Raw genomic sequence first — 26,518 nt, 5'->3', positions numbered from 1 at the left:
ACGTCTCGGCGCGCCGAGCCGACGCGAACTGCACCCACCCGGCGGGAATGAGCGCCGTTCGTGTCGGGTCGAGCGCCGCTAGGGTCGGGGTGTGGACACCGTGAACCCCCTGCTCCCGGCCGGATACGACATCGTCTGGTCGGTCGTCGCTCTGGTGGCGGCCGTGCTGGCGATCGTCGCCCTCGTTTCGCTCACGCGGTCGGCGCGGCGGCTGACGTCGACGCAGGCGCTGGTGTGGGTGCTCGTGGTGCTGCTGGTCCCGGTTGCGGGTCCCGTCGCGTGGCTCGCAGTCGGCCGACGAGCAGGGATGCCGCGCCGCGAGGCGTGAGCGGGACGCTCGCCGTCGACCCGACGCAAAGTGCGGCCAAACCGGCGCGTTGACGACAGTTCGCGTCGGCTCGACGCCTGGCCGGCGCCTCAGCGCCGCAGGTTCACCTGCAGGATCTCCTCCTGGTAGGGGGCGCGGACGGCGCCGGAGACCCTCAGGTCGAGCAGCAGGAACGGCCGCTCGTCGGCGGGGAGCTCGCGCCAGCGCGCGAGCGCCTGCAGGTCGTCGAGCGTCCGCACGATGACCCCCTCCGCCCCGACGGCGCGCGCGAGGCCGGCGAAGTCGACCTCGGGGATCTCCATCGGCCCGCGGGCGAGGCCCATGACGCCGTAGAGGTGGACCTCCGCGCCGTACGCACCGTCGTTCCACACCACCGCGAGCCCGCGGCCGCGCGCCACGCGCACGGCCGACTCGAGGTCGGCGATCGCCATCAGCCCGCCGCCGTCGCCGGTGGTCAGGACGATGGTCGACTCCGGCCGCGCGCGAGCGGCACCCGGCACCGACGGGAAGCCGAGGCCGATCGACTGATACGCCGTGCCGATCATCATCATGCGGTCGGGCGAGGCCACCGGCCAGAACATGTTCGCCCAGCCGATGAAGTGCCCGCCGTCCGAGACGACGACCCGATCCTCGGGCAGCAGCTCCGCGATCGTCGCGGCGGCGCTCCGGGGGTCGAGCCGTCCGTCGGGCGCGAGCCCGTCGCCGGCGTCGTACGTCCGGAGCCCCGCGACGTCCACCGCCTCGCGCCACACCGACGGGGTCGCCTCGAGCCGTTCGAGCTCGTCGGCGAGCGCGCGCGCCGCGAGGGCGGCATCCGCCCGCAGGTACCGGCCGACCTGCGGATGCGTCGCCGCGGCCGCGACATCGACCTGCACGATCGTCGCGTCGGGAGAGAGCAGCTCGCCGAAGCGCATCGTGAACTGGTTGAGCGACGCCCCGAACACCACGACGACGTCGGCCTCGCGGATCGTCGCCATCGCGCCTTCCGCCCCGAATCCGCCGGTGACACCCAGATCGTACTCGGCGCGCGGGAACACCCCACGGCCGAGGGCGGTGGATGCCGTGAGTGCCCCGACCGCGTCGGCGAGGCGCCCGAGCTGCTCGCCGGCGCCCGCCGTCCACGCGCCGCGGCCGGCGAGGAGCAGGGGTCGCTCGGACGCCGCGAGCGCGCGGGCGATCGCGGCGACCGTCGCGAGAGCGTGAGGTCCGGTCGGGGCGAGGGGCGCGGGGAGGACGGGATCGGGCGTCGCCGGGATCTCGCCCGCGTCGCGCCCCCCGACGTCGTAGGGGATCGCCAGGACGACGGGGATGCGGAACGACAGCGCGTGCTCGATCGCGATGACCGTCGTGGCCGCGGCATCCGTCCGTCCGACGGTGTACGTGCGTACTCCGACGGCCGACGCGAGCGAGAGCTGGTCGACGTCCCACGGCCGCGGGCCGGAGGTCGGTTCGTCTCCGACGACGAGCACGAGCGGCACGCGCGCCTGCGCGGCCTCGGCGAGCGCGGTGAGCGTGTTCGTGAAGCCCGCCCCATACGTGGATGTGGCTGCGGCGAGGCCGCCGCCGGCGCGGAAGTGCGCATCGGCGGCGACGACCCCGCCGGCCTCGTGGCGGACTGCGGTGAACGCCACGTCGTCGCGGCGCTCGAGCGCATCGAGGACGAGGGCGTTGCCGTTGCCCATCACGCCGAAAACGTGCTCGACGTGGGCGGCGAGGGCGGCGGCGACGTGGGCGGCGACGGTGGGCATGACAGCTCCTGGAGACGATGACGACGGATGCCGTATATGTCTCGCGCTCCGCGACGATGCGGGTGGCTGCGTGCCCCTTTTCCGAGCACCAGGACCTCGAGCGGTCCCGGACGCCACAAGTATAGGCACGCGGAAGGGCGCGCCGTGGCACACTGCGATCATGCTGCAGACGATGGAGATCAGCCTCACGCCGTTCGACGCTGCCCGGATCGTCCTCGACCACGTGCAGTCGTCGGGGATGACGGTCGAGTGCGTGGGACAGCACGCGACGGCGACGGATGCCGGGCATCAGAGCGCGCTGCTGATCTTCGAGAAGTACTACATGCGCACGAGCAGTCGGGCCTCGCTGACGGTGCTCCTCGAGAACCTCGCGGGTCCGTCGAAGGTCGTGTTCCGCGGCTCGGGCGGCGGGGAGGGCGCTCTGTTCCGCTTCGACTGGGGCGCGAGCGCCGATTTCGCCGCCACCGTCGTCGATGCGCTCCAGCCGTACGCGACGGCCTGACGCGGGCCGACGAATGGATGCCGCAGAGGTCCGCAGCCGGCGACTCCGGTCGCACCTGCTCGCCGAGTCGGCGGCGACCGTCACCGACGTCGCGGGCCGCCTTTTCGCGGTGCAGGCGCAGGATTTCGCTGCGGGCCGGTGGGCCCTCGGCATCCGTACCTCCGGCGAGGTCACCGTCGGCGAGGTCGACCGCGCGTTCGACGACGGACGCCTCGTGCGCGCCTGGACGCAGCGCGGGACCCTGCACATCGTCGAGCCGGCCGCCGTCGGCGCCATCCTCGCCGTCACGGGCGAACGGCAGGCGCGCGCGTACGGGATCGACGCGGAGGTCCTCGATCGCGGCGAACGCGTCTTCCGGACCGTGCTCGCCGCGGCAGGGCCCCTGACGAGAGCGGCGTTCGTCGACGCGCTCCAGCGAGACGGCATCGCCGGGTCGGTCACGGCGGGCAGCCGCATCCTCACCGCGCTGTCGATCCGCGGCGTCCTCGCCCTCGGCCCCGTCGTCCCGCGCGAGGAGGGCGTCGCGCGGGAGCAGTACCTCGTCGCCCTTCCTCCCCCCGGCGCCGCCTCGGAAGATCCGACGGCGGACCTCCTGATCGCCTACCTCCGCGGGCACGGGCCTGCGTCGAGCAGCGACTTCGCGTGGTGGGCCGGCCTGCCTGCGGGTGCAGCCCGCGCCGCCGCCGATCGGGCCGAGGAACGGTTGATCTCGTTCGGCGACGGGCTGCTCGCCCTGCCCGACACGGGAGGGGCAACCCTCGTCGGGACCGTGGCCCTCCCCGCCTTCGACGAGTACGTCCTCTCCTACGCCGACCGGTCGGTCGGGATGGGCGCCGGCGACCGGCTCACGGTCGGACCCACCGCCAACGGAATGGTGCGTCCCGTTCTCCTGCGCGGCGGTGTCGCCGTCGGGACGTGGGCTCTGTCGCTCGCTGCCGGCAGCCGCGGCATCCCGGAAGCGACACTCTTCCCCGCCGAATCGGATGCCGGAGTCAGCGAGGCGCTCGCCCGGGTTCGCGGCTTCTTCGGATTCGCTTAGCGATCCTCGCGTCGTTGCGCAACAAGTTCTTGCTCTCTTCCGGCCGGATTACCGTGCTCTCATGCGCGCCGATCCCGGCGGGCCCGTCGAAGGGAGAGCATGATGCCCTCTCGTCCGCGCGATGTTCCCGACCGGATCCTCGTCGAGCGGGCCATCGACGGCGACGCGGTCGCGTTCGGTGAGTTGCTCCGGCGTCACTCCTCGCTGGTCCGCGCCTACGTCTACCGCATCGTCGGCTCGATGGCCGACACGGACGACGTCGTGCAGGATGCGTTCGTCACGGCCTGGAAGCAGTTGCCGACCGTCCGGGACCCGGCGGCCTTCCGGTCGTGGCTCATGCGCATCGCCGGCCGCGAGGCACTCGCCGTCGCCACGCGCAGGTCGAAGGAGGATCCGCTCGATGAGGCGATCCTCCCGGCGTCGTTGCAGGCGCAGCCGGAGCGGACGGCCATCCAGAACGACCGCTTGGCAGCCCTGTCGAGAGCGCTCGATCGACTGAAGGAGGATCAACGCCGATGCTGGTTGCTGCGGGAAGTCGCAGAACTGAGCTACGCCGAGATCGCAGAAGAGATGACCATGACCGAGAGCACCGTCCGAGGAGTGCTCGCCCGCGCGCGGGCGAGCATCGCGATCGAGATGGAGGGATGGCGATGACCGACGACGACTCCGCGCTCGACTGCGGCCGCACCATCGAGCACCTCAGCAGGTACGTCGAGGCCGGTCGCACGCCGCGCGACCCCCACATCGAGTCGTGCCCCGACTGCCTGAACGCGATCGAAGCGCTCGAGCGCGTCGGCCAGTTGTCCCGCGACCTGCTGGCGGATGACGCAGAGCGGATGCCGCGCCCTCCCGAGAGCTGGTTCGAAGGGATCCTCTCCGTCATCCATTCCGAGCTCCGCGCCGGTCGCAGCTTCCCCATCCATCACCCCGACCCCCGCGTCACGATCACGGTCACCGAGGGCGCCGTCCGCTCCCTGGTGCGATCGAGCGCCGACGAACTCGACGGCATCTACCTCGGCCGAACCGAGATCGTCGGCGACGCCGAGACCCCGGGTGCTCCGGTGCGCATCGAGCTCACGGCATCCGTCGCCTGGGGGAAGTCCATCCCGGAACTCACGAGTTCCCTGCGCACCCTCGTCTACCGGGTGCTCGCCGAGCACACCGAACTGAATGTCACCGCCGTCAACGTCGCCGTGGATGAGCTCCACGGAACAGAAGGGAAGGCGTGAGCACATGACCGGACCGCTCTCCACCGACCACCCCGCGGACAACCCCGACGGACAGGCCGACCAGCTCGACCTCGTCGCGCGCGTCCGCGCCGTCGACGGTGTGACCGACGTCTACTCGCCCCGATCCGCCATCAGCCGCGTCCCCGGGCTGATCGCGGCGGCCGCCGGAGCCGCCGACGACCGCATGGCGGAGATCGCGGTGACAGTCCGGGACGGGATGCCGCTCGTCGCCGCACGGATCGCGACAGCCTCGCACGACAACACGCCCGCTGCTGCCCGCCGCGTCGCCGATGCACTCCTGACGAACACCCCGGAGGACGCGCAGATCAGCATCCAGATCGCCCGGATCCACTAGGCCGAACCTCTCCTCGAAGATTCTCCGAACTTTTTTGTGACGAATCGGGACGCCGGTCCCTCTTATGTACGAGGCCGAAAGCAACGGCCCGAGACGCGGAACCCGCGTCGACAAGATCGTTCGAGAAAAAGGAGACATCATGGCCACCGAGACCCCGAAGACCACCACCCCCGCCGTGACCGGAACCGGCCGCGTCGACCGCACCTTCCCCACTGCGGAGGAGACCTCGTCCGCGACGAGCGGCACGACCGTCATCGCCGATGGCGTGGTCGCCAAGGTCGCCGGTATCGCCGCCCGTGAGATCCCCGGTGTGCACGCCCTGGGCGGCGGCGGAGCCCGCGCTCTCGGCGCCATCCGCAACGCGATCAACGCGACGGACCTGGGTCAGGGCGTGAAGGTCGAGGTCGGCGAGACGCAGGCTGCCGTCGATCTCACGATCGTCGTCGAGTACCCGACGCCCGTCCACCAGGTCGCGTCGCAGGTCCGGGACGCCGTCGCCGGCGCCATCACCCGCCTCGTCGGACTCGAGGTCGTCGAGGTCAACGTGACCGTCGACGACGTGCACATCCCGGGTGACGAGGACGAGGAGCACGAGGAGTCGCGCGTCTCATGAGCACCACTGTCATCGGCGCCCTGACCGGCGCCATCCTGGCCGTCGTCGGTCTCGTGTTCGGGTTCTGGGGATTCCTCCTCACCGCCCTGTTCATGGCCATCGGCGCCGTGATCGGGCGAATCGCGTCGGGCAAGCTCGACGTCCGAGCCGTCACCGACGCCTTCACGGGACGGCGCACCTCCTGATGCGTACCGACACCGACGGAACGGCGGGCGGCGGGTCCGTGCGACCCGCCGCCGCGGCCCCCGGCGTCGCCGGCCGTACCGATGTCGCCGAGCGTGTGCTCGTCGGCGTCGCGCGGGCGGTGTCCGCCGATGTCATCGGCGTCCCGCGGGGCGAGGTCTCCGTGGGTGTCGCCGATCGGCGGGACGGCATGGCTCTCAAGGTTTCGAGCCCCCTGCCCGTCCCCGACCTCGATGACCCGGACGCGGTGCGCAGCACCGTCCCCGTCCTCGAGCGCGCTGCGCAGATGCAGGAGCAGCTGCGCGAGCGACTGACCCATCTCCTCGGGCGCGATGTCGCCCGTGTCGACATCACCATCACCGGTGCCCGGATGCCGGAAAGGAAGCGTGTGCGATGACCACCCCCGTGCTGCGTCGCGTCGTCCGCCGCGAGACCCACTCGCCGCGCAGCGTCGCGTTCGCCGTCGTCGTCCTCGTGGGGATCGTGCTGGCCCTGTACGTCGCGGTCGAGCTGATCCTCGCCCTCGCGTCCCAGACTCCGCTGCTCATGCGGCCGATGACCGCCCTGGAGTGGCTGGCGGGGCTCCCGGGCAACGCGCCTGTGGCGGCCGGTGTCGCCGGAGGTGTGATCGTGGCGGCTGTGGGCCTCTGGCTCGTCGTCCTGGCCATCTCTCCGGGGCGCCTGTCCAAGCACGAAGTGGATGCCGGCGGCCGCGTCGCCGTCATCGACAACGGTGTGCTCGCTTCGGCGCTGGCGCAGCGGGTGAGCGACGAGACGGGGATCGCCCGCGACCGCGTGACCGTCGGAGTCGCCCACCGCAGCGTGGATGTCTCCGTCCGGCCGGGAGCAGGCATCCCGATCGAGAAGTCCCAGGTCGCGTCGTTCGCGGAGGCGGAGGTCGCCTCGCTGAAGCTCGCGCGCCCCGTCCGCACCCGCGTCCGCATCGACCGCACCGATGACGAGGAGAAGGTGGCATGAACGGCACGAACCGAGCGCTGAACCGCACCGTGGTCCTGATCGTCGGACTCGTCCTGCTGATCGGCGGGGGAGCGGCGGCGACGGCAGCAGCCGTCCCGGCCGTGGCCGACGTGTGGACCACGACGGGTAAGACCGTCGTCGACGGGCTCCGCGCCGCCGGCGACGCCACGACGATCGCGGGCACCACGCTCAGCTGGGCCGTGATCGGTGCGACAGCCGTCGCGATCGTCATCGCAGGCGTGCTGTTCGCGAGCCTCACCACCCTCGTCAGCCGTCGCACCCGTACGGTCCTGCGCTCGAGCGGATCGCAGACACCGCTCGGCCGGGTCACCGTCACCGAGGGATTCGCCGCCGACGCGGTCAAGAACTCCCTCGCCCGTCAGGACGGCGTGCTCTCTGCCTCCGTCACGGCTCATGCGGTCAAGCAGGAGCCTGTCCTCCACGTGAGCGTGACGGCTCGTCAGGGGGCCGACCCCCGGAGCCTCGTCGACGACGTCGACCGCGTCATGGACGGGCTGGCGGCTGTGACCGGCACGGAAACCGCTGCGTACATCTCCGTCCACGGGGGGCTGCGAAGCAGACTCGCCACCGACGCACCGCGGGTCAGCTGACCCGCCCCGAGCCCCGGTCCAGGCACCGGTTAACCACCCACCACACAGAAGGGAGACCCTCATGGGACTCGACGACAAGATCAAGAACGCCGCCCAGGACATCACCGGCAAGGCGAAGGAAGCGATCGGCAAGGCCACCGACAACGACAAGCTCGTTGCCGAGGGCAAGGCTGACCAGACCAAGGCCGACGCGAAGAAGGCCGGCGAGAACGTGAAGGACGCCTTCAAGAAGGACTGATCTTCACCACTCGCGCCATCGGGCAACTGGGGGTGGCGCGAGAAGAGCGGGGAGCACGAGGGGACCGTGCTCCCCGCTTTCGCGCGCCGGCGGGGTGCGCACGTCGACCCGAGGTCGTCCTCAGGCGAACAACCCCGCTCCCACGAACGATCCGCTCTTCGCGCCGGGCGGGATCACCCAGATCCCGGACGCGATGTGCCGGACGTACTCGTTCATGAGGTCGGTCGAGAGGGCGCGCTGGAGCGTGACGAACTGGTCGGGGCTCCGCTGGTAGGACAGGAAGAACAGCCCGGCGTCGAGGCGACCGAGACCGGTGTTGCCGTCGACGTAGTTGTACCCGCGCCGGAGGATGCGGATGCCGTCGTTGAGGTCCGGGTGGGCGAGGCGCACATGCGAGGCGTGGTCGATGGCGGGGGAGCCGGCGGCATCCTTCGTGCGGAAGTCGGGCGCCGTCGTCTCCTTCCCGCCCGACAGCGGCGCGCCCTCTGATTTGTCGCGGCCGATGATGCGCTGCTGCTCCGAGAGCCGCACGCGGTCCCAGGTCTCGATGAGCATCGCGACCTTCCGCGCGACGAGGTACGAGCCGCCGGCGAGCCAGGCGGGATCGTCCGTCCCGCCGACCCACACGTGGTCGGCGAGCGCGGCGGTGTCGTCGGCCAGGATGTTCGCGGTGCCATCCTTGAACCCGAAGAGGTTGCGGGGTGTCGCCTGCGCGGCCGTCGTCTTCGAGGTCTTGCCGAAGCCCAGCTGCGACCACCGCAGGCGCGCACGCCCGAACGCGATCCGGCTCAGGTTGCGGACCGCGTGCACGGCGACCTGCGGATCGTCGGCGCACGCCTGGATGCAGAGGTCGCCGTTCGACGCGTCGGGCGCGAGGTCGTCGCCGAGGAAGGCGGGGAGCTTCGCCAGACCGCGCGGCCGCTGCGACGCGATCCCGAAGCGATCCTTTCCGTCCTCCGTCTCGAAGAGGGTCGGACCGAAGCCGATCGTGATGGTGAGGCCGGATGCCGGCAGCCCGAGGGCCTCACCGGTGTCGTCCGGCGGCGCTTCGGGTGATCCGCCGACGGCGCCGGTCGCGCTCACCTGGAGCCCCTGCGTGATCCGGGCCGCGGCGTAGCTCCAGTCGGTCAGGAGCGACCGCAGGTCATCCCGGCTGGTGCCCTCCATCATGTCGAAGGAGGCGAAGTGCAGATGGTCCTGCATGGGCGTCGTGATGCCCGCCTGATGCGTGCCGAAGAACGGGTGGACGGATGCCGCCCCCTCCTGCTCCGCACGCTCGCGCCCGACCGCGACGCCGACCGCCGAGCCCGCACCCGCGCCGAGCGCGAGGCCCGCGGCGCCGACCCCGGCGGCCAGACCGAACAGGCCGCGCCGGCTGAGCGACGGTCGAGCGGCCTCCTCGGGTGACGATTCCTCGGTGCTCATTGCAGCACGGTCGAGGTGAGACGGGACAGGGGCTCGGCGAGAGCGTTGATCAGGTCGGTGAATTCGCGCTTGTCGTCCTCGGTGAGGGTCTTGTAGGCGACGAAGCCCTCATCGAGGGAGCCGTGGGCGGCGAGTGCGGCGTCCAGGTCGTCGTAGCGACGAGCGATCTCGGTCGAGAGCTTCTTGCCGTCCGAGCCTGCGGCCGCGGCGAAATCCTGCACGAGGGAGAACGCCATCTTGGAGCCTTCGACATTCGCCGCGAAGTCGGACAGGTCGGTGCCCGACCACCAGTCCTCCTCGCCGCTGATCTTCCCGGTGGCCACCTCGTCGAGCAGCGCGATCGCGCCATTGGAGATGCCGGCGACGCCCTGGGCGTCCAGTGCCTTCTGGAACTCCTCGGAGTGCACGTAGTCGTTGAGTTCGCCGACGTCCGCGATCAGCTTGTCGCCGTACGTCGCACGTTCCTCGGTCGTCGACGGAGCCCAGTCCTGCCATGCCGGCGTCTCGCCGTCCGCGTTCAGCGCATCCTTCTTCGGGACCCACAGGTCCTTCTCGATCCTGTGGAAGCCCGTCCAGTCGAGGCCTTCCGCGACGGCATCCACCTCGCGGTAGTCGATGCGCGGGTCGAGGTCGCCGAGGGACTCGGCCACCGGCTCGATGCGCTCGTAGAATGCGCGCACCTTCGGGAACTGCGCGCGGGCCTCGTCATCCTCCCCCGACTCGTACGCCGTCGTGAACGCGTCGACGGCGGGCACGAGCTGTTCGACTTGGTCCTTGACGAACGCCGCGTACAGGTCGACGGCTTTCTGCTTCTGCTCGGCGTCGTCGCCGGTGGCGGCGACGGTCCCGCCTGTCACGCTGAAGTCGGCTCGTCCCACTCCCTCGCCGACCATGCCCGGCTTGCAGAGCGTCTTGTACTGCCCCGGCTGCGCGACGACGGTGAGCGTGCGCTCGGCACCGGGGGCGATGTTCTCGACCTCGCCGATGATGCGCAGCCCGTCTTCGGCGAGGAGGTAGAACTCGCTGATCTGCGAGCCGGTGTTGGACACCGCGAACGTCAGCGTCCCGCTCGTGGCCGACGCGGCCGAGACGTCGCACGTCGAGTCGGTGGAGGTGACGGTGAGTGCATCCGCGTTCGCGACCTCGGACTTCGCGACGCATCCCGAGAGGACGAGTGCGCCGAGCGCGGCGAGGGCGAGGGCGGCGTGCACCTTCGTGAGACGGGGGCGGGTCATGATGCTCCTAGGGATGCGTGACGGGATGCGACGGTGTCGGTGGAGGCAGCGGGAGCCCGGCGCGGGCGCCCGATCAGGCCGCGGACGAAGAAGGTGCCGACGACGGCGAGGTAGAGGGCCCAGGCGATCACCTGGAGCCAGGTCATCTCGGGCATGAAGCCGACGGTCGCCTGCAGGATCGCGGCGAGCGCGCTGCCGGGAGGGATCTGCCCGCTGACATCGAACGCCCATCCGAAGGGGAACCCGGCCCAGCCCACGCCGACGGCCCCCGTCGCTGCGTCGATCGTCGCCGCGTCGGAGAACGGCCCGGGGAGGACGCCGGCTTCCTGCAGATCGTGGAATGCGTACGCCAGGACGCCGGCCGCGACGATGACGAGGAACCCGCCGGTCCAGGCGAAGAACCGTCGGAGGTCGAGCCGCACGGCCCCGCGGGCCAGCAGCCACCCGAGGACGACGGCGACGGCGAGTCCGAGCACGGCGCCGAACCATCCCGGTCCCTCCTGGCCGGCGGTCTGCACCATCGACCAGAGGAACAGTGTCGTCTCGATGCCTTCGCGCGCCACGGACACGAAGCCGATGAGCACGATCCCCCAGAAGCCGCCCATCGCGAGCGCGCGGTCGACGCCGCTCTCGAGATGGGAGCGCATCGTCCGTGCAGTCCGCTGCATCCAGAAGATCATCCACGTGACCATCCCGACCGCCAGCAGGGACAGCAGCCCGCCGAGGAGCTCCTGGGCCTGGAAGGTGAGCGCGTAGGCGCCGAAGGTGAGGACCGCGCCGATGACGAGCACGAGTGCCGCAGCGAGACCCACCCCGGCCCAGAGCTTCGGCAGGACGTCGCGGCGTCCGATCCGGACGAGGTAGGCGACGAGGATGCCGACGACGAGAGCGGCCTCGAGGCCTTCGCGGAGGCCGATGAGGAAGGGAGGGAGGAGCGACGCGAGCACGGGTATCTCTTCGGGTGTTCGGGAGTGAGGCCGGTGCCCGCTGCCCCGTCGCAGCCCGTCCGCGGACCTGCTGCACGAGACGGCAGATTAGGTTAGGCGAACCTCACTCGCGTGAGCGTACACCCGCTGCGCGGTGGCGCTCAACACGACGCTCAGGCGTGTCGATCCAGGAACGCGTAGACCTCGCCGTCGTCGACACCGGGGAACATCCCGCTCGGAAGCGGGGAGAACATCTGCATGTGCACGCGGGCGCTCGGCCAGGCCTTGCCCTGCCATCGCTCGGTCAGCGACGTGTCGGGTCGTCGGCAGCACGCTTCATCCGGGCAGGTCGAGGTGGCCCGCTTCTGCGTCTCCCTCCCGCGGAACCACCGTGCGTCGTCGAACGGCACCCCGACCGTGATCGAGAACTCGCCGTCTGCGGTCGTGCCGGTCTGGCTGGAGCACCAGAACGTTCCGCTGGGAGTGTCGGTGTACTGGTAGTGCTCGGTCGTGCGGTTCTGCTCGGCGAAGGCGGACCGCGCTGCGAACTTCCGGCACACCATCTGGCCCTCGACCGATCCGGTCACATCCATCGGCAGGGGGAGGCCGTCGTTCTCGTACACGCGGTTGATCGCGCCTGCGCCGTCGACGCGCAAGAAGTGCAGCGAGATGTCGAGATGCCGCGTCAGGAGGTTGGTCATCCGCATCGCCGCGGCTTCGTGCGTGACCCCGAACGCATCGCGGAAGTCCTCGACGGCGAGGTTCCGATCCTTCTTCGCCTGCGCCAGGAAGGCGACCGACGCGGTCTCGGGCATGAGGCAGCAGGCCGCGTAGTAGTTGATCTCCAGGCGCTGCTGCAGGAAGTCCGCGTAGTCGGTCGGAGGCGTGTGTCCGAGCAGGCGGTGCGCCATCGCCTGGAGGGCCATCGAGCGCAGGCCGTGACCGCCGGGAATGGATGCCGGGGGCAGATAGATCCGCCCGTTCTCGAGGTCGGTGACCGATCGCGCCGAGTGCGGCAGGTCGCTCGCGTAGATCAGCTCGAACCCGAGCTGCTCCGCCATGATGCTCACCGTCCGGTGGGTGAGGGCGCCGGTGGTGTGGCCGGCGGCCTTCAGCTTCTTCTCGGCGAGCTTCTCGATCTCGGGCAGGTAGTTGTCCTGCTCCCGCATGCGCAGGCGCAGCTCGGTGTTGGCACGGCGAGCCTCTTCGGGCGTCGCGATCGACTCCCGCTCGCGTCGTTCGAGCTCGCGGTGGAGGGCGAGGATCCCCTCGATCGTCTCGTCCGACATCGTCTTGGTGACCCGTACGGGCGGCACGCCGAGGCGGCGGAAGACGGGGCTCCGCTGCGCGCGCTCGAGATCGAGCTCCAACGCGGCACGGCGGTTCGGCGGCTCGGTGGAGAGGAGGTCGGCGACATCGGTCCCCGTTGCGGCGGCGATCGCCTGGAGGACGGAGAGCTTCGGCTCCCGCTTGCCGTTCTCGATGAGGCTGAGCTGGCTCCCGGCGATGCCGACGATCGCCCCCAGTTCGTCGAGCGTGTACCCGTGGGCGGTCCGCTGGTGGCGGATGCGGTGACCGAGGGTCGAGAGCTGGAGGGGCGTGGCCATGAACTTGATGTTAGCGAAAGAAAGCCGATTCTTGACGCCGCGAAGTCGCGAAAAACTGGTCGAACGGCGCGCACAGTGGAAACACGTCCACCCCGACCGAGGAGCGCCGAATGGCCATCGCAGACCTGTTCACCCGCCCCACCCGCACCGGCTCGACGCCGATCGTCTCCCACCCGACGACGGCGCCCACCGGCATCCGTCCCCGCGCCACCGGCGATGCCATGGCCGCCCTCCACGCCTGGGTCGACGAGATCGCGGAGCTCACGCAGCCCGCCCGCATCCACTGGGTCGACGGCTCGGCCGCCGAGAACGACGCCCTGCTGCGCCAGCAGGTCGACGAGGGCAAACTCATCAAGCTCAACCCCGAGTGGCGTCCCGGTTCCTACCTGGCGCGCTCGCACCCGAGCGACGTCGCCCGCACCGAGGGTCGTACGTTCATCGCCTCGGAGCGTGAAGAGGATGCCGGTCCCACGAACAACTGGATCGCGCCCGAAGAGATCCGCGCGACCATCACCCCGCTGTTCGAAGGCAGCATGCGCGGTCGCACGATGTACGTCGTGCCGTTCTCGATGGGCGCCGTCGGCGGCCCGCTCTCGCACATCGGCGTCCAGGTGACCGACAGCGCCTACGCCGTCACCTCCATCGGCATCATGACGCGCGTCGGCGCCGACGTGCTGCAGCAGATCGCCGACGGCAAGCCCTGGGTCAAGACCGTGCACTCGGTGGGCGCGCCCCTCGCCCCCGGGCAGCAGGACGAGGCCTGGCCCTGCAACGACGAGAAGTACATCGTCCACTTCCCCGAGACGCTCGAGGTCTGGTCGTTCGGCTCCGGCTACGGCGGCAACGCGATCCTCGCCAAGAAGTGCTTCGCGCTGCGCATCGCCTCGGTCATCGGCCGCGACGAGGGCTGGCTCGCCGAGCACATGCTGCTCATCCGCGTCATCGACCCGGCCGGCAAGACGTACCACGTCGCCGCCGCCTTCCCCTCGGCCTGCGGCAAGACGAACCTCGCCATGCTGCGCCCGACCATCCCCGGCTGGCGGGTCGAGACGCTCGGCGACGACATCGCCTGGCTCCGCCCGGGCGAGGACGGTCGCCTCTGGGCCATCAACCCGGAGGCCGGTTTCTTCGGCGTCGCGCCGGGGACGGGCGAATCGACGAACGTGACGGCGGTCGACACCCTCTGGGGCAACACGATCTTCACGAACGTCGCGCTCCGCCCCGACGGCGACGTGTGGTGGGAGGGCCTCACCGACGAGGCGCCCGCCGAGCTCACCGACTGGGAGGGCAAGCCCTGGACCCCGGCATCCGGTCGTCCCGCCGCCCACCCCAACTCGCGCTTCACCGTCAGCGCGGGGCAGTGCCCGCAGATCGCCGACGACTGGGATGCGCCCGAGGGCGTGCCGCTCGACGCGATCCTGTTCGGCGGACGCCGCGCCACCAACGTCCCGCTGGTCGTCGAAGCCACGGACTGGACCCACGGCGTCTTCATGGGCTCGAACATCTCCTCCGAGCGCACCGCTGCAGCCGAGGGCCTCGTCGGCGAGCTGCGCCGCGACCCGTTCGCCATGCTGCCGTTCTGTGGCTACAACATGGCGGACTACTTCGGCCACTGGCTGAAGGTCGGTCAGAAGCTGCGCTTCGACCGGGCTCCGCGCATCTTCCAGGTCAACTGGTTCCGCAAGGGCTCGGACGGGCGCTTCCTGTGGCCGGGCTTCGGCGACAACGCCCGCGTCATCGACTGGATCATCCGCCGCATCGACGGGTCCGTCGGCGCCGTGGACAGCCCCGTCGGGCGCCTGCCGAAGACCGACGACCTCAACCTCGCGGGGATCGAGGTGCCGCAGACGGACCTCGTCGAGCTGTTCGCGGTGGACCCGGCATCCTGGCTCGCCGAGGCCGACCTCACCGAGGAGTTCTACCGGACGTTCGGCGGCAAGGTCCCGCCCGCCCTCTACGCCGAGCTCGCCGCCCTGCGCTACCGCCTGCAGCGCGCGCAGCAGGAGGCCTGACCCTCCGCACGCCGAGACGTCGCAGATGGTCGCCTTTCCTCGCGGGAGGCGACCATCCGCGACGTTTCGCGTCAGACGAGCAGCTGACGGGCGGCGAGGTCGCGGTACAGCGGGACGTCGCGGATCAGCTCGTCGTGCGTGCCCTGACCGACGACGCGGCCGTGGTCGAGCACGACGATGAGGTCGCTGTCGACGACGGTCGACAGTCGGTGGGCGATGACGACGAGCGTGCGCCCGGCGGCGACGGCGTCGATCGCCTCGCGCATGCGCTGCTCGTTGAGGCCGTCGAGCGACGACGTCGACTCGTCGAGCAGGAGGATCGGGGGAGCGGCCAGCAGCGCGCGCGCGATCGCGAGACGCTGACGTTCACCGCCCGAGAGCATGACCCCCGCCTCGCCGACGGGAGCCTGCAGGCGCAGCGGCGACCGTTCGAGCACCTCGGTGAGGTTCACGGCCTCGAGCACGCGCTCGCAGTCCGCGTCGGACGCGTTCGGCGAGGCGAGGCGCAGATTGTCGGCGATCGTTCCGGCCAGGGTCGGGGCGTCCTGCTCGACGTATCCCAGACGCGCGCGCAGCGAGAGCCGGTCGAGCGCACGCGCGTCGACGCCGTCGACGAGGACGGCGCCCGAGGTCGGGTCGTAAAAGCGCTCGATGAGCGCGAGAGTCGTCGACTTCCCCGCGCCCGACGGACCGACGAGCGCGACGCGCGAACCGCGCGGTACCCGGAACGAGACGCCGCGGAGGACGGTCGACTCGGGTTCCGGCTCGGCGTCCTCGGGGAGCGGTGCCCGAGCGTCGGCGAGCGTCTTGAGCGCCTCGTCCTGCGCATTCCGGCGGGCGCGGACGACCGCGTCGGGGTACGAGAAGTGCACGTCGCGGAACTCGATCGCGGCCGGGGAGCCGGCCTCGGGCGCCGCCGCTGACGCGGCGATCGCGGCATCCTCGGCCGTCTCGTCGGGCAGGTCGAGGACCTCCTGGATGCGGCCCAGCGCGCCGAGTGCTTGGTTCACCGAGGTGATGGCGCCGAAGAACGACGCCAGCGGCTGCACGAGGAAGAACAGGAACATCACGAAGACGACGAGCTGAGCGATCTCGATCGCGCCGGATGCCACGCGGAACCCGCCGACGCCGAGCACGACGAGCAGCGAGACCTGGAGCGCGATGCCGGCCACCGGCACGACGATCGCGGAGGCCTTCGCGACCTTCACGCCGGCGTCGTACGCCTCGCTCGCCGTCGCCGAGATCGTGTCTTGCTCGCGCGACTCCGCGCCGGACGCGCGGATGGTGCGGATCGAGCCGATCGCCCGTTCGACGCCCGAGGCGAGCGCCCCCACCTTCTCCTGCTGCACCGACGTGGCTCGACGGATCCGACCGCTCAGGATGCCGACGACCGCCGCGGACGCACCGATCACCACGACGATCAGCAGGAGCAGGACGGGGTCGATCACGAGCATCGCGATGATCGCGCCGACGAAGATCAGGGCGTTGCCGATCGAGTCGGCGAAGCCCTGCGTGAGGACGGCGTAGAGGAGCGTCGTGTCTGTGCCCACTCGTGAGACGAGATCGCCGGTGCGGCGAGCGTCGTACTCCTGCACCGGCAGGCGCAGGAGCTTCGCGATGAGGCGGCGACGGCTCGAGTAAACGACGGCGGTGCCGGTGCGCTGCAGCAGGTAGTGCTGGAACCCGCCGACGAGGGACGACACCACGACGAGTCCGACCAGGACCCAGACGAGGATGCCGAGGGCCTGGCCCGCCTGCACGCGGCCGATGACGTCGCCCACCAGGAGCGGCTGCACGAGGGTCGCGGCCGCTTCGAGCACACTGAGGACACCGACCACGACGAGGACGCGCTTGTGCTCGAGGAGGAAGGGCAGGAGCTGGCGGAGGCTGGCCCGGGGGCCGTCGTCCTTCGAGGGGCGGCGCAGACCGCGGCGGGGCGTGGACATCCCTCTATCTTCCCCCGTACTTCTTATGAGCAGCTTGCTTGCTGACGCCCAGCGCGCTGGCGACCGCCTGCCAGGAGTAGCCCTGGACGCGTGCGCGTCGCACCTGCGCCTCCTCGGCACGCGCGAGTTCGCGCCTGATCTCGGCGAGACGATGCAGCTCGGCGATCGGTTCGCCGTCGGGCGGCGAACCGATCAGGGTCCGGATGTCGGTGGTCATGTCATCGCCTTCCTTTCGCGTCAACGTTAATTGACGCATGCGCGGGTGTCAATATCGGTTGACGGTCACCTTGTCGTGTCCCAGCCCGTCGATAGTGTGGTCCGGTGCCAGAACCCGTGATCCGCGCCGAAAGCCTCGTCAAGGCCTACAAGAGCAAGGGCAAGCCCGACTTCGTCGCCGTCGACGGACTGTCGTTCGAGGTCGCCCCGGGGGAGTCCTTCGGCCTCCTCGGTCCCAACGGCGCCGGCAAATCGACGACCATGAAGATGATCGGCGCCGTCTCGACGCGCACGAGCGGCGACCTCGCGATCCTGGGGCTGGACCCGGACCGGTACGGCCCGGAGATCCGTTCGCGCCTGGGCGTCGTCCCGCAACAGGACAACCTCGACGGTGAGCTCAACGCCCGCGAGAACCTGTACATCTACGGCCGGTACTTCGGCCTCCCGGGCAGGGTCTGCGCCGAGAAGGCCGACGAACTGCTGGCGTTCGCCCAGCTCGAGGACAAGGCGAAGAACAAGGTCGACCAGCTGTCCGGCGGCATGAAGCGCCGGCTCACGATCGCGCGCGGGCTCATCAACGATCCGCGCATCCTGCTCCTGGACGAGCCCACGACGGGCCTCGACCCGCAGGCGCGTCACGTGCTGTGGGACCGGCTGTTCCGCCTGAAGGAGCGGGGCACGACGCTCGTCCTCACGACCCACTACATGGATGAGGCGGAGCAGCTCTGCGACCGGCTCATCGTCGTCGACAAGGGCCGCATCATGGCCGAGGGAAGTCCGTCGTCCCTCATCCGCGAGCACTCCAGCCGCGAGGTGCTCGAGGTGCGCTTCGGCTCGGATCGCAACGAGCAGGTCGCCGCGCAGCTGCAGGGCATCGGCGACCGCGTCGAGGTGCTGCCCGACCGCATCCTCGTCTACGCCCACGATGGCGAAGCCGCCCTCGAACGCGTGACCGCCTCGGGTCTGCAGCCGATGACGAGCCTCGTCCGGCGTTCGAGCCTGGAGGACGTCTTCCTCCGCTTGACCGGACGGTCGCTGATCGAATGAGCGACGCGACCGTGGCGGCGCAGCCGACGCTCGACGAGCTGCGCGCCGAGGCGATGCAGTGGGGTCGCAAGCCCCGGCGTCGCGGCAGCTGGTACGTCACCGAGCACATGGTCCGTGCGATGCGCGCGTACGGATGGACGATCGTGGTCGGCGCGCTGGGCCAGCCCGTGCTCTACCTCCTGGGGCTCGCGGCCGGACTCGCCGCCCTCATTCAAGCCCCCATCGACGACCGGGGCGTGCAGGTCGACTACCTCGTCTTCGTCGCCCCCGCCCTGCTCGTCACGGCGGCGATCTCGGTGGCCTCGGAGGAGATGACCTATCCGGTCATGGCGGGGTTCAAGTGGCGTCGATACTTCTTCGGGTTCAACGCGTCGGCGCTGTCGAGTCCTCAGATCGCGAACGGCGTCATCATCGGGGCGGCCGCGCGGATGGCGTTCGCGGTCGCGGCGTACTACCTGTTCATCTGGCTGCTCGGCGCCCTCGGCATCGGCTGGACCACCGTGCCGAACCCCGAGACCGGCTGGCTCGCGATCCCGGCGGGTCTGCTCGCGGGTCTCGCCTTCGGCATCCCGATCATGGCGTATGCCGGCTCGATCGAGGACGACAAGGGGCAGTTCGCCCTCGTCCAGCGCTTCATCTTCATGCCGATGTTCCTGTTCTCGGGCACCTTCTACCCGCTCGAGACCCTGCCCGTCTGGCTCCAGTGGATCGGGTGGGTCTCGCCCCTGTGGCACGGTGCCGAGTTGGGGCGCCTCGCCACCTACGAGGCCGCGGTGCCGCCGGCGATGGTCGTCGTCCATCTCTCCTACCTGCTCGTCCTGTCGGGGGTCGGCTACCTCTGGGCGCGGAAGGTCTTCATCGAGAGGCTCGCGAAGTGAGCGTCGCGACGGTCGAGGCCGCCGCCCGCCGCGGTGGCGTGCGCGCCCTGTGGGCGGGCAATCCCGGCGCCGTCGTGCAGCGCGGGTTCCTCGCCGCCCGATCCTCGAGCTGGGCCGTCGTCCTGTCCGGCTTCTTCGAGCCGGTCTTCTACCTCGCCTCGATGGGACTCGGGCTCGGGTCGCTCATCGGCGACGTCCAGACGTCTCAGGGCGTCGAGGTCAGCTACGCCGCCTTCATCGCACCGGCGCTCCTCGCCGTCTCGGCGATGAACGGCGCGATCTACGACTCCACCTGGAACGTCTTCTTCAAGCTGAACTACGGGAAGCTCTACGAGGGCATGCTGGCGACCTCGCTCGGACCGCTCGACGTCGCCCTGGGCGAGATCCTCTACGCGCTGCTGCGCGGCCTGCTGTACGCGACGGGATTCATGATCGTCATGCAGGTCCTGGGGCTGAACCTCGCGTGGACGGCGATCCTCGCCATCCCCGCCGTCCTGCTGATCGCCTTCGGTTTCGCGAGCCTCGGCATGGGTATCACGAGCTACATGAAGACCTTCCAGCACATGGACTGGATCAACTTCGTGCTCCTGCCGATGTTCCTGTTCTCGGCGACGTTCTACCCGATCACCGTCTACCCCGGGTGGGTGCAGTCGATCGTCATGGCGCTCCCGCTCTGGCACGGCGTCGAACTCATCCGCGGGCTGACGACCGGCATCCTGTCCGTCGGGATGCTGTGGCACGTCCTCTACTACGTCGTGATGATCGCCGTCGGGCTCGTCTTCACGACGAAGCGCCTGCGCGCCCTGTTCCTCGACTGAGGATGCCGCTCAGCGGCCGGATTCCATGACGTCGCGCGCCTTGCGGATGCGACGGGGGTTCACCGGGTGGGTCGCGAGCACGACCTTGCCCCGGGAGTGCAGCTTCATCAGGTCGTCGTACGCCTCGGCGACATCGGCGAGCGGGTAGAAGCCCGACACGAGGACGTTCACCACCCGCTTCTCGGCGAGGTCCACGACCTTGCGGAGCTGGTCGGTGCCGTGCGCGACGGCGTCCGGTTCGTCCGACAGTAGGGCGACCTCCCGGTCGCGCCGGTCGGCGCTGGAGCGGAACTTCCCCGCCGGGACGCCGAGAGCCTCGGCGATGTCCTGACCGTCCTGGCCGAAGTTGTCGATGTAGGCGCTGACCCCGTCGGGCGCGAGCGCCCGGATGCGGTCGACGATGCCTTCGCCATAACGCACGGGCTTCACCCCGAGCTGACGCAGGTAGTCGAAGTTGCGGTCGCCGCACGTCCCGATGACGCGGGCGCCTCGGTGCATCGCGATCTGCGCCTCGATGCTTCCGACGCCGCCGGCCGCCGCCGAGATGACGACGGTGTCGCCCGCACCGACTTTGAGCTCGTCGAGGATGTCGAGCGCCGTCGTCCCGGCGAGGTAGAGGCCGCCCGCGGTCTCGAATGTCACGTTCTTGGGCTTTCGGGCCAGACGGCCCACGGGCACTGTGAGGTGGCTCGCCTGTGCTCCGGAGCGGACGTGACCGACGACGTCGCTGCCGACGGGGAAGCCGGCGGTGTCGGGGCCGACGGCGATGACGGTTCCCGCGAAGCAACTGCCCGAGCGGCGGGGGAATTCGTCGTCCCATTCCTTCTCGGCGCCGGAGCGGACGAAACCGTCGATGTGGTTGAGGCCCATCGTCATCACCTCGACGGTGACCTCGCCCGGACCGGGTTCGGGCAGGTCGCGGGTGACGAGGTGCAGGACCTCGGGTCCGCCGGTCTGGTCGTACTCGACGACCGATGCCTGGGTCACCTTCTTGATCGCCATCGCTTGCTCCTCGTGTGCCTGTGGGGCCGACGATAAACCCGGACCCACGTCCAGGGGAGCTCTTGACAGAACGGATGCCGCGGCCCTCCCGGTGGGGTGGGCCGCGGCATCCGACGGTTCAGGTGAAGGTCAGCGCGTGCGCAGCTCCGCGTGTCCGATGTTGGTCTCGTACTCGACGTCCTTCGTCTCCTTCGAGAGCCACAGGGCGATGAAGGTGAGGACGGCCGAGCCCGTCAGGTAGACGCCGACGAGCCACGGCGAACCGCCGGCGGCGGCCCACAGCGCGGTCGCGACGATGGGCGCCAGGGCTGCACCGAGGATCGACGACACGTTGTACGAGATCGCCGAGCCGGTGTACCGGACGTTCGTCGGGAACAGTTCGGGCAGGAGGGCTCCCATGGGGCCGAAGGTCGCACCCATGAGCATGAACCCGAGGATGAGGAAGCCCTGCACGAGGGCGCCGGTGAACTTCGGGTCGAGCTGCGGCAGGAGGAACACGTTGAACAGCAGACCGAAGACGCCGATCAGGCCCGTGATCCAGAGCAGCAGCCGGCGGCGGCCGATGGTGTCGGCGACGGGGCCCGACAGCAGCGTGAAGATGCCGAAGAAGATGACGCCGACGATCTGCATGATGACGAAGTCCGTGTACCCGAAGCCGAGGCCGGGCACGTACGTCGCGGCGTCGAATGCCGTTCCGGTCGCCTCTGCGGCCGCGGCGGCGCCCTCGGTCGTCGCCTTCGTGCCGTAGGCGAGGGTGAATGCGGTCATCAGGTAGAAGAGCACGTAGGTCGCCAGCATGATGAACGTGCCGAGGATCAGCTGCTTCCAGTGGCGGCGGATCACTTCACCCAGCGGGAACTTGCGGATCGCGCCGGTCTTCTCGGCCTTCGCGAACGTCGACGACTCGACGAGCTTCAAGCGCACATAGAGACCGACGATGACCATGACCGCCGAGAACAGGAAGGGCACGCGCCAGCCCCACGCGAGGAACGCCTCGGAACGCTGTGCCGGGCCGTCGGGGTGGGGGAGGGCGAAGTAGATCGCGAGGAAGACCGAGTTCGCGATGATGAAGCCGATCGGAGCGCCCAGCTGGGGGAAGGTGCCGTACCAGGCGCGCTTGCCCTTGGGCGCGTTCTCGGTCGCGACCAGTGCCGCACCGGACCACTCGCCGCCGAGCGCGAAGCCCTGCGCGAGACGGAGAACGAGCAACAGGATCGGGGCGACGATGCCGACCTGATCGAAGGTTGGCAGGAAGCCGATGAGGAACGTCGCGACGCCCATCGTGAGGAGCGAGCCCACGAGGGTGGCCTTGCGGCCGAACTTGTCGCCGAAGTGACCGAAGATGACGGCGCCGACGGGGCGCGCGACCATGGCCGCGCCGAAGATGCTGAACGAGAGCAGCAGGTTGGTGGTGTCGTTCCCGGCGGGGAAGAACAGGATGGGGAAGACGAGGACGGCGGCGGTCGCGTAGACGTAGAAGTCGTAGAACTCGATCGTCGTGCCGACCAGGCTCGCGGTGATGACGCGGGAGCGCGGATTGGCGGGTGCGGCGGATGCCGCGGGTGCTGCGGATGACATGCGGGGGACCTTCGGAATGAAGCGGTGGGTCCTCATGGGACGCGTCGGCGGCGGATGCGCTCGCAGGGGTGTCGCGAGGGCATCACAGCACTGGGATCACCGAGGCGCCGACGGAGTGGTCGACGCGCAAACCTCCACCCTACTCCCGCGCAGAACCGCGGGAAGCCCCGGTCAGCGCCAGATGACGGCGAGACCCGCGTTGACGAGCGTCAGGATGCCGATGGGCCAGAAGATCCCGGCGGGGACCGAGCCCGTCTTCCGCAGCCGTCCGGCGCCGGCGCCGAGGAGCCCGCCGATGAGCACGAGGATGACGAGTTTGATGCCGATCTTCGCGTAGTTGAGGTCGTGGTCGAGTCCCCACGGAGCCGACAGTGCGAGACCGGCGATGAGAGCGATGCCCAGGCCCCAGTGCATGATGCGCGTCACGCGCCGCTGGCCGACGAGTTCGACCACCCACGCGCCGAAGAGCGTCGCGAAGCCGATGAGGTGGACGAGAACGACGATGCTGCGCAGGGTCTCCATGCCCTCAGGCTACCTGAAGGTGGTGACCCTGCGCAGCAGGACGGTGAGGTCAGCCTCGGAGGTCTCGGAGCACCAGGGCGGTGCGGATCGCGGCATCCGCAGCTTCCGCGCCCTTGTCCTCCTTCGAGCCCTCCAGCCCGGCACGGTCGATGCCCTGCTGCTCGTCGTCGAGGGTCAGAACGCCGAAGCCGACCGGCTTGCCGGTGTCGAGCGCGACACGGGTCAGTCCGTCGGTCGCGGCGGACGATACGAAGTCGAAGTGCGGGGTGCCGCCTCTGATGATCACGCCGAGGGCGACGGCCGCGTCGGCGCCGGCATCCAGCGCAGCCTTCGCGACGACCGGGAGCTCGAACGAGCCGGGCACCCGCACGAGGCGCCAGGAGGCGCCTGACGCATCGAGGATGCGCGTTGCGCCGGCGATCAGCCCGTCGGTGATGACGTCGTGCCACTGGCCGGCGACGACGACGACCGACAGTCCCTTCGCGTCGACGGCTTCGGCCTTGGGGGCTCCGTGTCCGCTCATGCGGTGTGCTCCTCACTGTGCGCGAGGGCCTCGCGCAGCTCGTCGGCGTCGATGATGTGACCCATGCGGTCGGCCTTCGTCGCCAGGTACTGGTGGTTGTTCGCACCGACACCGACGAGCAGGGGCACCTGGTCGACGATCGTGAGACCGAGCGCACGCAGCTGCGCCACCTTGTCGGTGTTGTTGGTCAGCAGACGGATCTGCTTCACGCCGAGGTCGGTCAGGATGCCGGCGGCCGCCGCATAGTCGCGGGCATCGGCCGGCAGGCCGAGCGCGAGGTTCGCGTCGACGGTGTCGAGGCCCCGCTCCTGCAGGCTGTACGCGCGCAGCTTGTTGATGAGGCCGATGCCGCGGCCCTCGTGACCGCGCATGTAGATCACGACGCCGCCGTCCTGCTCGATGGCGTCGAGCGCCGCCTCGAGCTGGGGGCCGCACTCGCACTTGAGCGACCCGAACGCCTCGCCGGTCAGGCACTCGGAGTGCACGCGCACGAGGGGGGCGTCCTCGGTGAGGTCGCCCGAGACGACGGCGATGTGGTCCGTGCCGGTGATGCGGTCCTTGTACGCGAGGAAGCGGAACTCGCCGTGCGAGGTGGGGACCTTCGCCTCCGCGCGCAGGCTCACCCGGCGCTTGGCCGGGTGGTCCGTGTGGGCCGAGGTGCTGTCGCCGTCGGCCGCATTGAGGTGCGCGATGAGCTGCTCGATCGTGATGACGGGGATGCCTTCGCGCTCGCCCATCTCCATGAGCCCCGGCATCCGCATCATGCTGCCGTCGTCGGCGACGACCTCGCCGATGACGCCGACGGGCTGCAGGCCCGCGAGCTGCATGAGCTCGACCGCGGCCTCGGTGTGTCCGGCGCGCTCGCGGACGCCGCCGTCCACGGCGCGCAGCGGCAGAACGTGTCCGGGGCGGATGAGCGAGGAGGGAACGGAGCTCGGGTCCGCCAGGACGTTGACCGTCCGGGCGCGGTCCGAGGCGCTGATGCCGGTCGTGACGCCTTCGGCAGCGTCGACGCTCACGGTGTAGGCCGTGCTCCGGGCATCCTGGTTGACCTCCACCATCGGGGGGAGGTCGAGCCGGTCGGCCCAGTCCGCGGGCATCGGCGCGCAGAGGAAGCCGCTGGACCAGCGGATGGTCCAGGCGAGCCACTCCGGCGAGGCGAGCTCGGCGGACAGGATGATGTCGCCCTCGTTCTCGCGGCTCTCATCGTCGGCGACCAGGATCGGTCGCCCTTCCTTGAGCGCTGCCAGGGCGTCGGGGATCGTGGAAAGGCTCATCGGGAGCCTCCTTCTTCTGCGGACGGGATGCCGTCGGGTGAGGCGAATCGGAGCAGGCGTTGCACGTGCCGCGCCAGGATGTCGGTTTCGAGGTTGACGCGGTCGCCGGGCGCCAGTGCGCCGAGAGTGGTCACCTCGAGGGTTTCGGGGATGAGGGAGATCTCGAACCAGTGCGACGACGCGTCGGCGTCCGACACGTCGGAGACGGTGAGCGAGACCCCCTGGACCGTGATCGATCCCTTGTCGACGACGAGGGGGGCGAGGTCTGCGGGGAGTGAGACGCGGAGGACGCGCCACTGCTCGCCGGGGCGCACCTCGAGCACCTCGCCGGTGCCGTCGACGTGCCCCTGCACGATGTGCCCGCCGAGCCGGGTGTGCGCGGCGAGGGCGCGCTCGACGTTGACCGGGGAGCCGACGGAGAGCGTGCCGAGAGTCGACATGTCGAGCGTCTGCTTCATGACGTCGGCGGTGAACCCCTCGGGTGTCTGATCGGTGACCGTGAGGCAGACACCGCTGATGGAGATGGAGTCGCCGCGCTGCGCGTCCGAGACCGCGAGCGGTGCGCGGACCGCGAGGCGCACTCCGTCGCCGGACGGGTCGATGGCGGTGATGACGCCCTGTTCTTCGATGATGCCCGTGAACATCAGCCCTCCTTGGGGGTCAAGGTGACGAGGATGTCGTCACCGAGTCTGTCGAGGCCGACGATGTCGAGTCGGCGCTGCTCGGCGATCGTCGAGACGCCGATGTCGTCCACGGCCACTCGATCGCCCCCGATGAGTGTCGGGGCGATGTAGACGAGGAGCTCGTCGACGAGTCCTTGCCGCAGGAAGGATGCCGCCAGTGTCGGACCACCCTCGAGGAACACGCGGTGCGCGCCGAGCTCGCGGAGCCGATCGAGCAGATCGCGGAGGTCCTCGCCCTCGTCCTGCATGAAGGGTCGCGGGTGACGGCGCAGCGCCGCCGCCTGCGGCACGGCCCGGGTGCCGACGATGACCGGCCGCGGCTGGTCATCGTAGAGAGCCCCGTCGGGGGTGCGGGCGGTGAGTGCGGGGTCGTCCGCGAGGACGGTTCCGGTGCCGACGACGATCGCGTCGGCCTGTGCGCGGCGGCGGTGCACGTCCGCGCGCGCGTCCGGTCCCGTGATCCATTGGCTGGTGCCGTCGGATGCCGCGGCCCGCCCGTCGAGCGACTGCGCCCATTTGACGGTGACGTGGGGTCGCCCGAGGCGCTGCACGGTCAGCCACGACGAGATGAGCTCCTCGCCTTCGCCCCGGAGCGCGCCGCCCTCGACGTCGACACCGGCGGCGCGAAGCCGCTCGGCGCCTCCGGATGAGACGGCGCCGGGGTCTTCGGCCGAGTACACGACGCGCGCGACCCCGGCCTCGATGAGGGCGACGGCGCACGGACCGGTGCGGCCGGTGTGATTACACGGCTCGAGCGTCACGACGGCGGTGGCGCCGCGCGCGGCATCCGGCGTCAGCTTCGACAGCGCGTCGATCTCGGCGTGAGGCGTGCCGGCTCCGTGGTGCCAGCCTTCGGCCAGCACGGTGCCGTCGGGGGAGAGGATGACCGCGCCGACCTGCGGGTTCAGCCCGCGCGGGCCGTTCGCCGCGAGCGTGAACGCGTGACGGAGCGCGCTGCGCTCTGCGTCGGTGACACTCATCCGGATCCTCACGATGGGG

Annotated in this window: 30 protein-coding genes; 16 read left to right on the top strand and 14 right to left on the bottom strand. The window is 70.2% G+C overall.

All coding sequences use genetic code 11. From position 1 onward, the window contains the following. Nucleotides 1–91: 91 nt before the first annotated feature. Complete coding sequence (locus tag BLP38_RS08865; RefSeq protein WP_091356199.1) at nucleotides 92–328, top strand: PLDc N-terminal domain-containing protein; 237 nt, start codon at nucleotides 92–94, stop codon at nucleotides 326–328. An 89-nt stretch (nucleotides 329–417) separates the two neighbouring features. Here the strand turns inward: BLP38_RS08865 and BLP38_RS08860 are convergent, their stop codons facing one another. Continuing rightward, nucleotides 418–2,076 carry a thiamine pyrophosphate-binding protein gene (locus BLP38_RS08860; protein ID WP_091356196.1) on the bottom strand — a complete coding sequence of 553 codons (1,659 nt, stop codon included), beginning with the start codon at nucleotides 2,074–2,076 and terminating at the stop codon, nucleotides 418–420. A gap of 160 nt (nucleotides 2,077–2,236) precedes the next feature. On the opposite strand from BLP38_RS08860, the gene BLP38_RS08855 reads away from it, so the two are divergent. From BLP38_RS08855 to BLP38_RS08805, 11 genes are all read left to right on the top strand, one after another. After that, nucleotides 2,237–2,578, top strand: a complete 342-nt coding sequence (locus BLP38_RS08855; RefSeq protein ID WP_091356191.1) for a DUF6054 family protein — start codon at nucleotides 2,237–2,239, stop codon at nucleotides 2,576–2,578. 13 nt (nucleotides 2,579–2,591) lie between these two features. Next, nucleotides 2,592–3,617 (top strand): winged helix DNA-binding domain-containing protein, encoded by a 1,026-nt coding sequence (locus BLP38_RS08850; protein ID WP_157681086.1) that lies wholly within the window; start codon nucleotides 2,592–2,594, stop codon nucleotides 3,615–3,617. Nucleotides 3,618–3,719: 102 nt separating this feature from the next. Then, the gene (locus BLP38_RS08845; protein WP_091359707.1) at nucleotides 3,720–4,271 is read left to right on the top strand and encodes an RNA polymerase sigma factor; all 552 of its coding nucleotides are present in this window, start codon (nucleotides 3,720–3,722) and stop codon (nucleotides 4,269–4,271) included. Further along, the gene (locus BLP38_RS08840; RefSeq protein ID WP_231916468.1) at nucleotides 4,268–4,846 is read left to right on the top strand and encodes an Asp23/Gls24 family envelope stress response protein; all 579 of its coding nucleotides are present in this window, start codon (nucleotides 4,268–4,270) and stop codon (nucleotides 4,844–4,846) included. Before BLP38_RS08845 ends, BLP38_RS08840 begins: the two co-directional genes overlap by 4 nt. A gap of 4 nt (nucleotides 4,847–4,850) precedes the next feature. Continuing rightward, on the top strand, nucleotides 4,851–5,201 hold the full coding sequence (locus tag BLP38_RS08835) for a hypothetical protein (RefSeq protein WP_231916467.1): 351 nt from the start codon (nucleotides 4,851–4,853) through the stop codon (nucleotides 5,199–5,201). 139 nt (nucleotides 5,202–5,340) lie between these two features. Continuing rightward, nucleotides 5,341–5,814 (top strand): Asp23/Gls24 family envelope stress response protein, encoded by a 474-nt coding sequence (locus tag BLP38_RS08830; protein WP_091359704.1) that lies wholly within the window; start codon nucleotides 5,341–5,343, stop codon nucleotides 5,812–5,814. After that, complete coding sequence (locus BLP38_RS08825; protein WP_091356180.1) at nucleotides 5,811–5,999, top strand: DUF2273 domain-containing protein; 189 nt, start codon at nucleotides 5,811–5,813, stop codon at nucleotides 5,997–5,999. The genes BLP38_RS08830 and BLP38_RS08825 overlap by 4 nt, the downstream gene beginning before the upstream one ends. Next, complete coding sequence (locus BLP38_RS08820; RefSeq protein WP_091356174.1) at nucleotides 5,999–6,394, top strand: hypothetical protein; 396 nt, start codon at nucleotides 5,999–6,001, stop codon at nucleotides 6,392–6,394. Before BLP38_RS08825 ends, BLP38_RS08820 begins: the two co-directional genes overlap by 1 nt. Then, nucleotides 6,391–6,975, top strand: coding sequence for a DUF6286 domain-containing protein (locus BLP38_RS08815; protein ID WP_091356170.1), 585 nt, complete (start codon nucleotides 6,391–6,393; stop codon nucleotides 6,973–6,975). Before BLP38_RS08820 ends, BLP38_RS08815 begins: the two co-directional genes overlap by 4 nt. After that, nucleotides 6,972–7,586 carry a hypothetical protein gene (locus BLP38_RS08810; protein ID WP_091356167.1) on the top strand — a complete coding sequence of 205 codons (615 nt, stop codon included), beginning with the start codon at nucleotides 6,972–6,974 and terminating at the stop codon, nucleotides 7,584–7,586. The genes BLP38_RS08815 and BLP38_RS08810 overlap by 4 nt, the downstream gene beginning before the upstream one ends. A 61-nt stretch (nucleotides 7,587–7,647) precedes the next feature. After that, nucleotides 7,648–7,824, top strand: coding sequence for a CsbD family protein (locus tag BLP38_RS08805; protein ID WP_091356164.1), 177 nt, complete (start codon nucleotides 7,648–7,650; stop codon nucleotides 7,822–7,824). Nucleotides 7,825–7,944: 120 nt separating this feature from the next. Here BLP38_RS08805 and efeB read toward each other — a convergent pair whose 3' ends face one another. The 4 genes from efeB to BLP38_RS08785 form a co-directional block, all read right to left on the bottom strand. Further along, the gene (efeB, locus tag BLP38_RS08800) at nucleotides 7,945–9,249 is read right to left on the bottom strand and encodes an iron uptake transporter deferrochelatase/peroxidase subunit (protein ID WP_091356160.1); all 1,305 of its coding nucleotides are present in this window, start codon (nucleotides 9,247–9,249) and stop codon (nucleotides 7,945–7,947) included. Further along, the gene (gene efeO, locus BLP38_RS08795; RefSeq protein ID WP_091356154.1) at nucleotides 9,246–10,484 is read right to left on the bottom strand and encodes an iron uptake system protein EfeO; all 1,239 of its coding nucleotides are present in this window, start codon (nucleotides 10,482–10,484) and stop codon (nucleotides 9,246–9,248) included. The genes efeB and efeO overlap by 4 nt, the downstream gene beginning before the upstream one ends. Continuing rightward, on the bottom strand, nucleotides 10,481–11,431 hold the full coding sequence (gene efeU, locus BLP38_RS08790; RefSeq protein WP_091356151.1) for an iron uptake transporter permease EfeU: 951 nt from the start codon (nucleotides 11,429–11,431) through the stop codon (nucleotides 10,481–10,483). The genes efeO and efeU overlap by 4 nt, the downstream gene beginning before the upstream one ends. A 152-nt stretch (nucleotides 11,432–11,583) precedes the next feature. Next, nucleotides 11,584–13,017, bottom strand: coding sequence for a helix-turn-helix transcriptional regulator (locus BLP38_RS08785; RefSeq protein ID WP_091356147.1), 1,434 nt, complete (start codon nucleotides 13,015–13,017; stop codon nucleotides 11,584–11,586). A 110-nt stretch (nucleotides 13,018–13,127) separates the two neighbouring features. On the opposite strand from BLP38_RS08785, the gene BLP38_RS08780 reads away from it, so the two are divergent. After that, nucleotides 13,128–15,029 (top strand): phosphoenolpyruvate carboxykinase (GTP), encoded by a 1,902-nt coding sequence (locus BLP38_RS08780; RefSeq protein WP_091356143.1) that lies wholly within the window; start codon nucleotides 13,128–13,130, stop codon nucleotides 15,027–15,029. 71 nt (nucleotides 15,030–15,100) lie between these two features. On the opposite strand, the gene BLP38_RS08775 is transcribed toward BLP38_RS08780, so the two are convergent. Both BLP38_RS08775 and BLP38_RS08770 read right to left on the bottom strand, forming a co-directional pair. After that, nucleotides 15,101–16,975, bottom strand: coding sequence for an ABC transporter ATP-binding protein (locus BLP38_RS08775; RefSeq protein WP_091356139.1), 1,875 nt, complete (start codon nucleotides 16,973–16,975; stop codon nucleotides 15,101–15,103). A 4-nt stretch (nucleotides 16,976–16,979) separates the two neighbouring features. Further along, the gene (locus BLP38_RS08770) at nucleotides 16,980–17,192 is read right to left on the bottom strand and encodes a transcriptional regulator (RefSeq protein WP_091356135.1); all 213 of its coding nucleotides are present in this window, start codon (nucleotides 17,190–17,192) and stop codon (nucleotides 16,980–16,982) included. A gap of 104 nt (nucleotides 17,193–17,296) precedes the next feature. Between BLP38_RS08770 and BLP38_RS08765 the strand changes: the two genes are divergently transcribed. The 3 genes from BLP38_RS08765 to BLP38_RS08755 are packed head-to-tail and all read left to right on the top strand — an operon-like array spanning nucleotide 17,297 to nucleotide 19,934. Beyond that, a complete protein-coding gene (locus tag BLP38_RS08765; RefSeq protein ID WP_091356133.1) occupies nucleotides 17,297–18,238 on the top strand; it encodes an ABC transporter ATP-binding protein in 942 nt (313 codons plus the stop codon). Next, nucleotides 18,235–19,116 carry an ABC transporter permease gene (locus BLP38_RS08760; protein ID WP_091356130.1) on the top strand — a complete coding sequence of 294 codons (882 nt, stop codon included), beginning with the start codon at nucleotides 18,235–18,237 and terminating at the stop codon, nucleotides 19,114–19,116. The genes BLP38_RS08765 and BLP38_RS08760 overlap by 4 nt, the downstream gene beginning before the upstream one ends. Beyond that, on the top strand, nucleotides 19,113–19,934 hold the full coding sequence (locus BLP38_RS08755; RefSeq protein WP_091356127.1) for an ABC transporter permease: 822 nt from the start codon (nucleotides 19,113–19,115) through the stop codon (nucleotides 19,932–19,934). The genes BLP38_RS08760 and BLP38_RS08755 overlap by 4 nt, the downstream gene beginning before the upstream one ends. Before the next feature lie 9 nt (nucleotides 19,935–19,943). Here the strand turns inward: BLP38_RS08755 and BLP38_RS08750 are convergent, their stop codons facing one another. From BLP38_RS08750 to ribD, 7 genes are all read right to left on the bottom strand, one after another. Further along, entirely contained in the window at nucleotides 19,944–20,936 is a 993-nt protein-coding gene (locus tag BLP38_RS08750) for an NADP-dependent oxidoreductase (protein WP_091356124.1), read from the bottom strand. 129 nt (nucleotides 20,937–21,065) lie between these two features. Then, entirely contained in the window at nucleotides 21,066–22,514 is a 1,449-nt protein-coding gene (locus BLP38_RS08745; protein WP_091356121.1) for an MFS transporter, read from the bottom strand. Nucleotides 22,515–22,685: 171 nt separating this feature from the next. Further along, entirely contained in the window at nucleotides 22,686–23,036 is a 351-nt protein-coding gene (locus tag BLP38_RS08740) for a Fe-S protein (RefSeq protein ID WP_091356118.1), read from the bottom strand. Between the two features lie 49 nt (nucleotides 23,037–23,085). After that, a complete protein-coding gene (gene ribH / locus BLP38_RS08735) occupies nucleotides 23,086–23,559 on the bottom strand; it encodes a 6,7-dimethyl-8-ribityllumazine synthase (RefSeq protein WP_091356115.1) in 474 nt (157 codons plus the stop codon). Beyond that, nucleotides 23,556–24,836, bottom strand: coding sequence for a GTP cyclohydrolase II (gene ribA / locus BLP38_RS08730; RefSeq protein WP_091356111.1), 1,281 nt, complete (start codon nucleotides 24,834–24,836; stop codon nucleotides 23,556–23,558). Before ribA ends, ribH begins: the two co-directional genes overlap by 4 nt. Next, nucleotides 24,833–25,480, bottom strand: a complete 648-nt coding sequence (locus BLP38_RS08725) for a riboflavin synthase (protein ID WP_091356108.1) — start codon at nucleotides 25,478–25,480, stop codon at nucleotides 24,833–24,835. The genes ribA and BLP38_RS08725 overlap by 4 nt, the downstream gene beginning before the upstream one ends. Beyond that, a complete protein-coding gene (gene ribD / locus BLP38_RS08720) occupies nucleotides 25,480–26,499 on the bottom strand; it encodes a bifunctional diaminohydroxyphosphoribosylaminopyrimidine deaminase/5-amino-6-(5-phosphoribosylamino)uracil reductase RibD (protein ID WP_091356105.1) in 1,020 nt (339 codons plus the stop codon). The genes BLP38_RS08725 and ribD overlap by 1 nt, the downstream gene beginning before the upstream one ends. Between the last annotated feature and the right edge of the window lie 19 nt (nucleotides 26,500–26,518).

The sequence above is a fragment of the Microbacterium sp. LKL04 genome, from assembly GCF_900102005.1.
Taxonomy (GTDB): Bacteria; Actinomycetota; Actinomycetes; order Actinomycetales; family Microbacteriaceae; genus Microbacterium.
The sequence above is the reverse complement of the archived record's forward strand: the minus strand, read 5'-3'. Positions and strand labels throughout refer to the sequence as shown.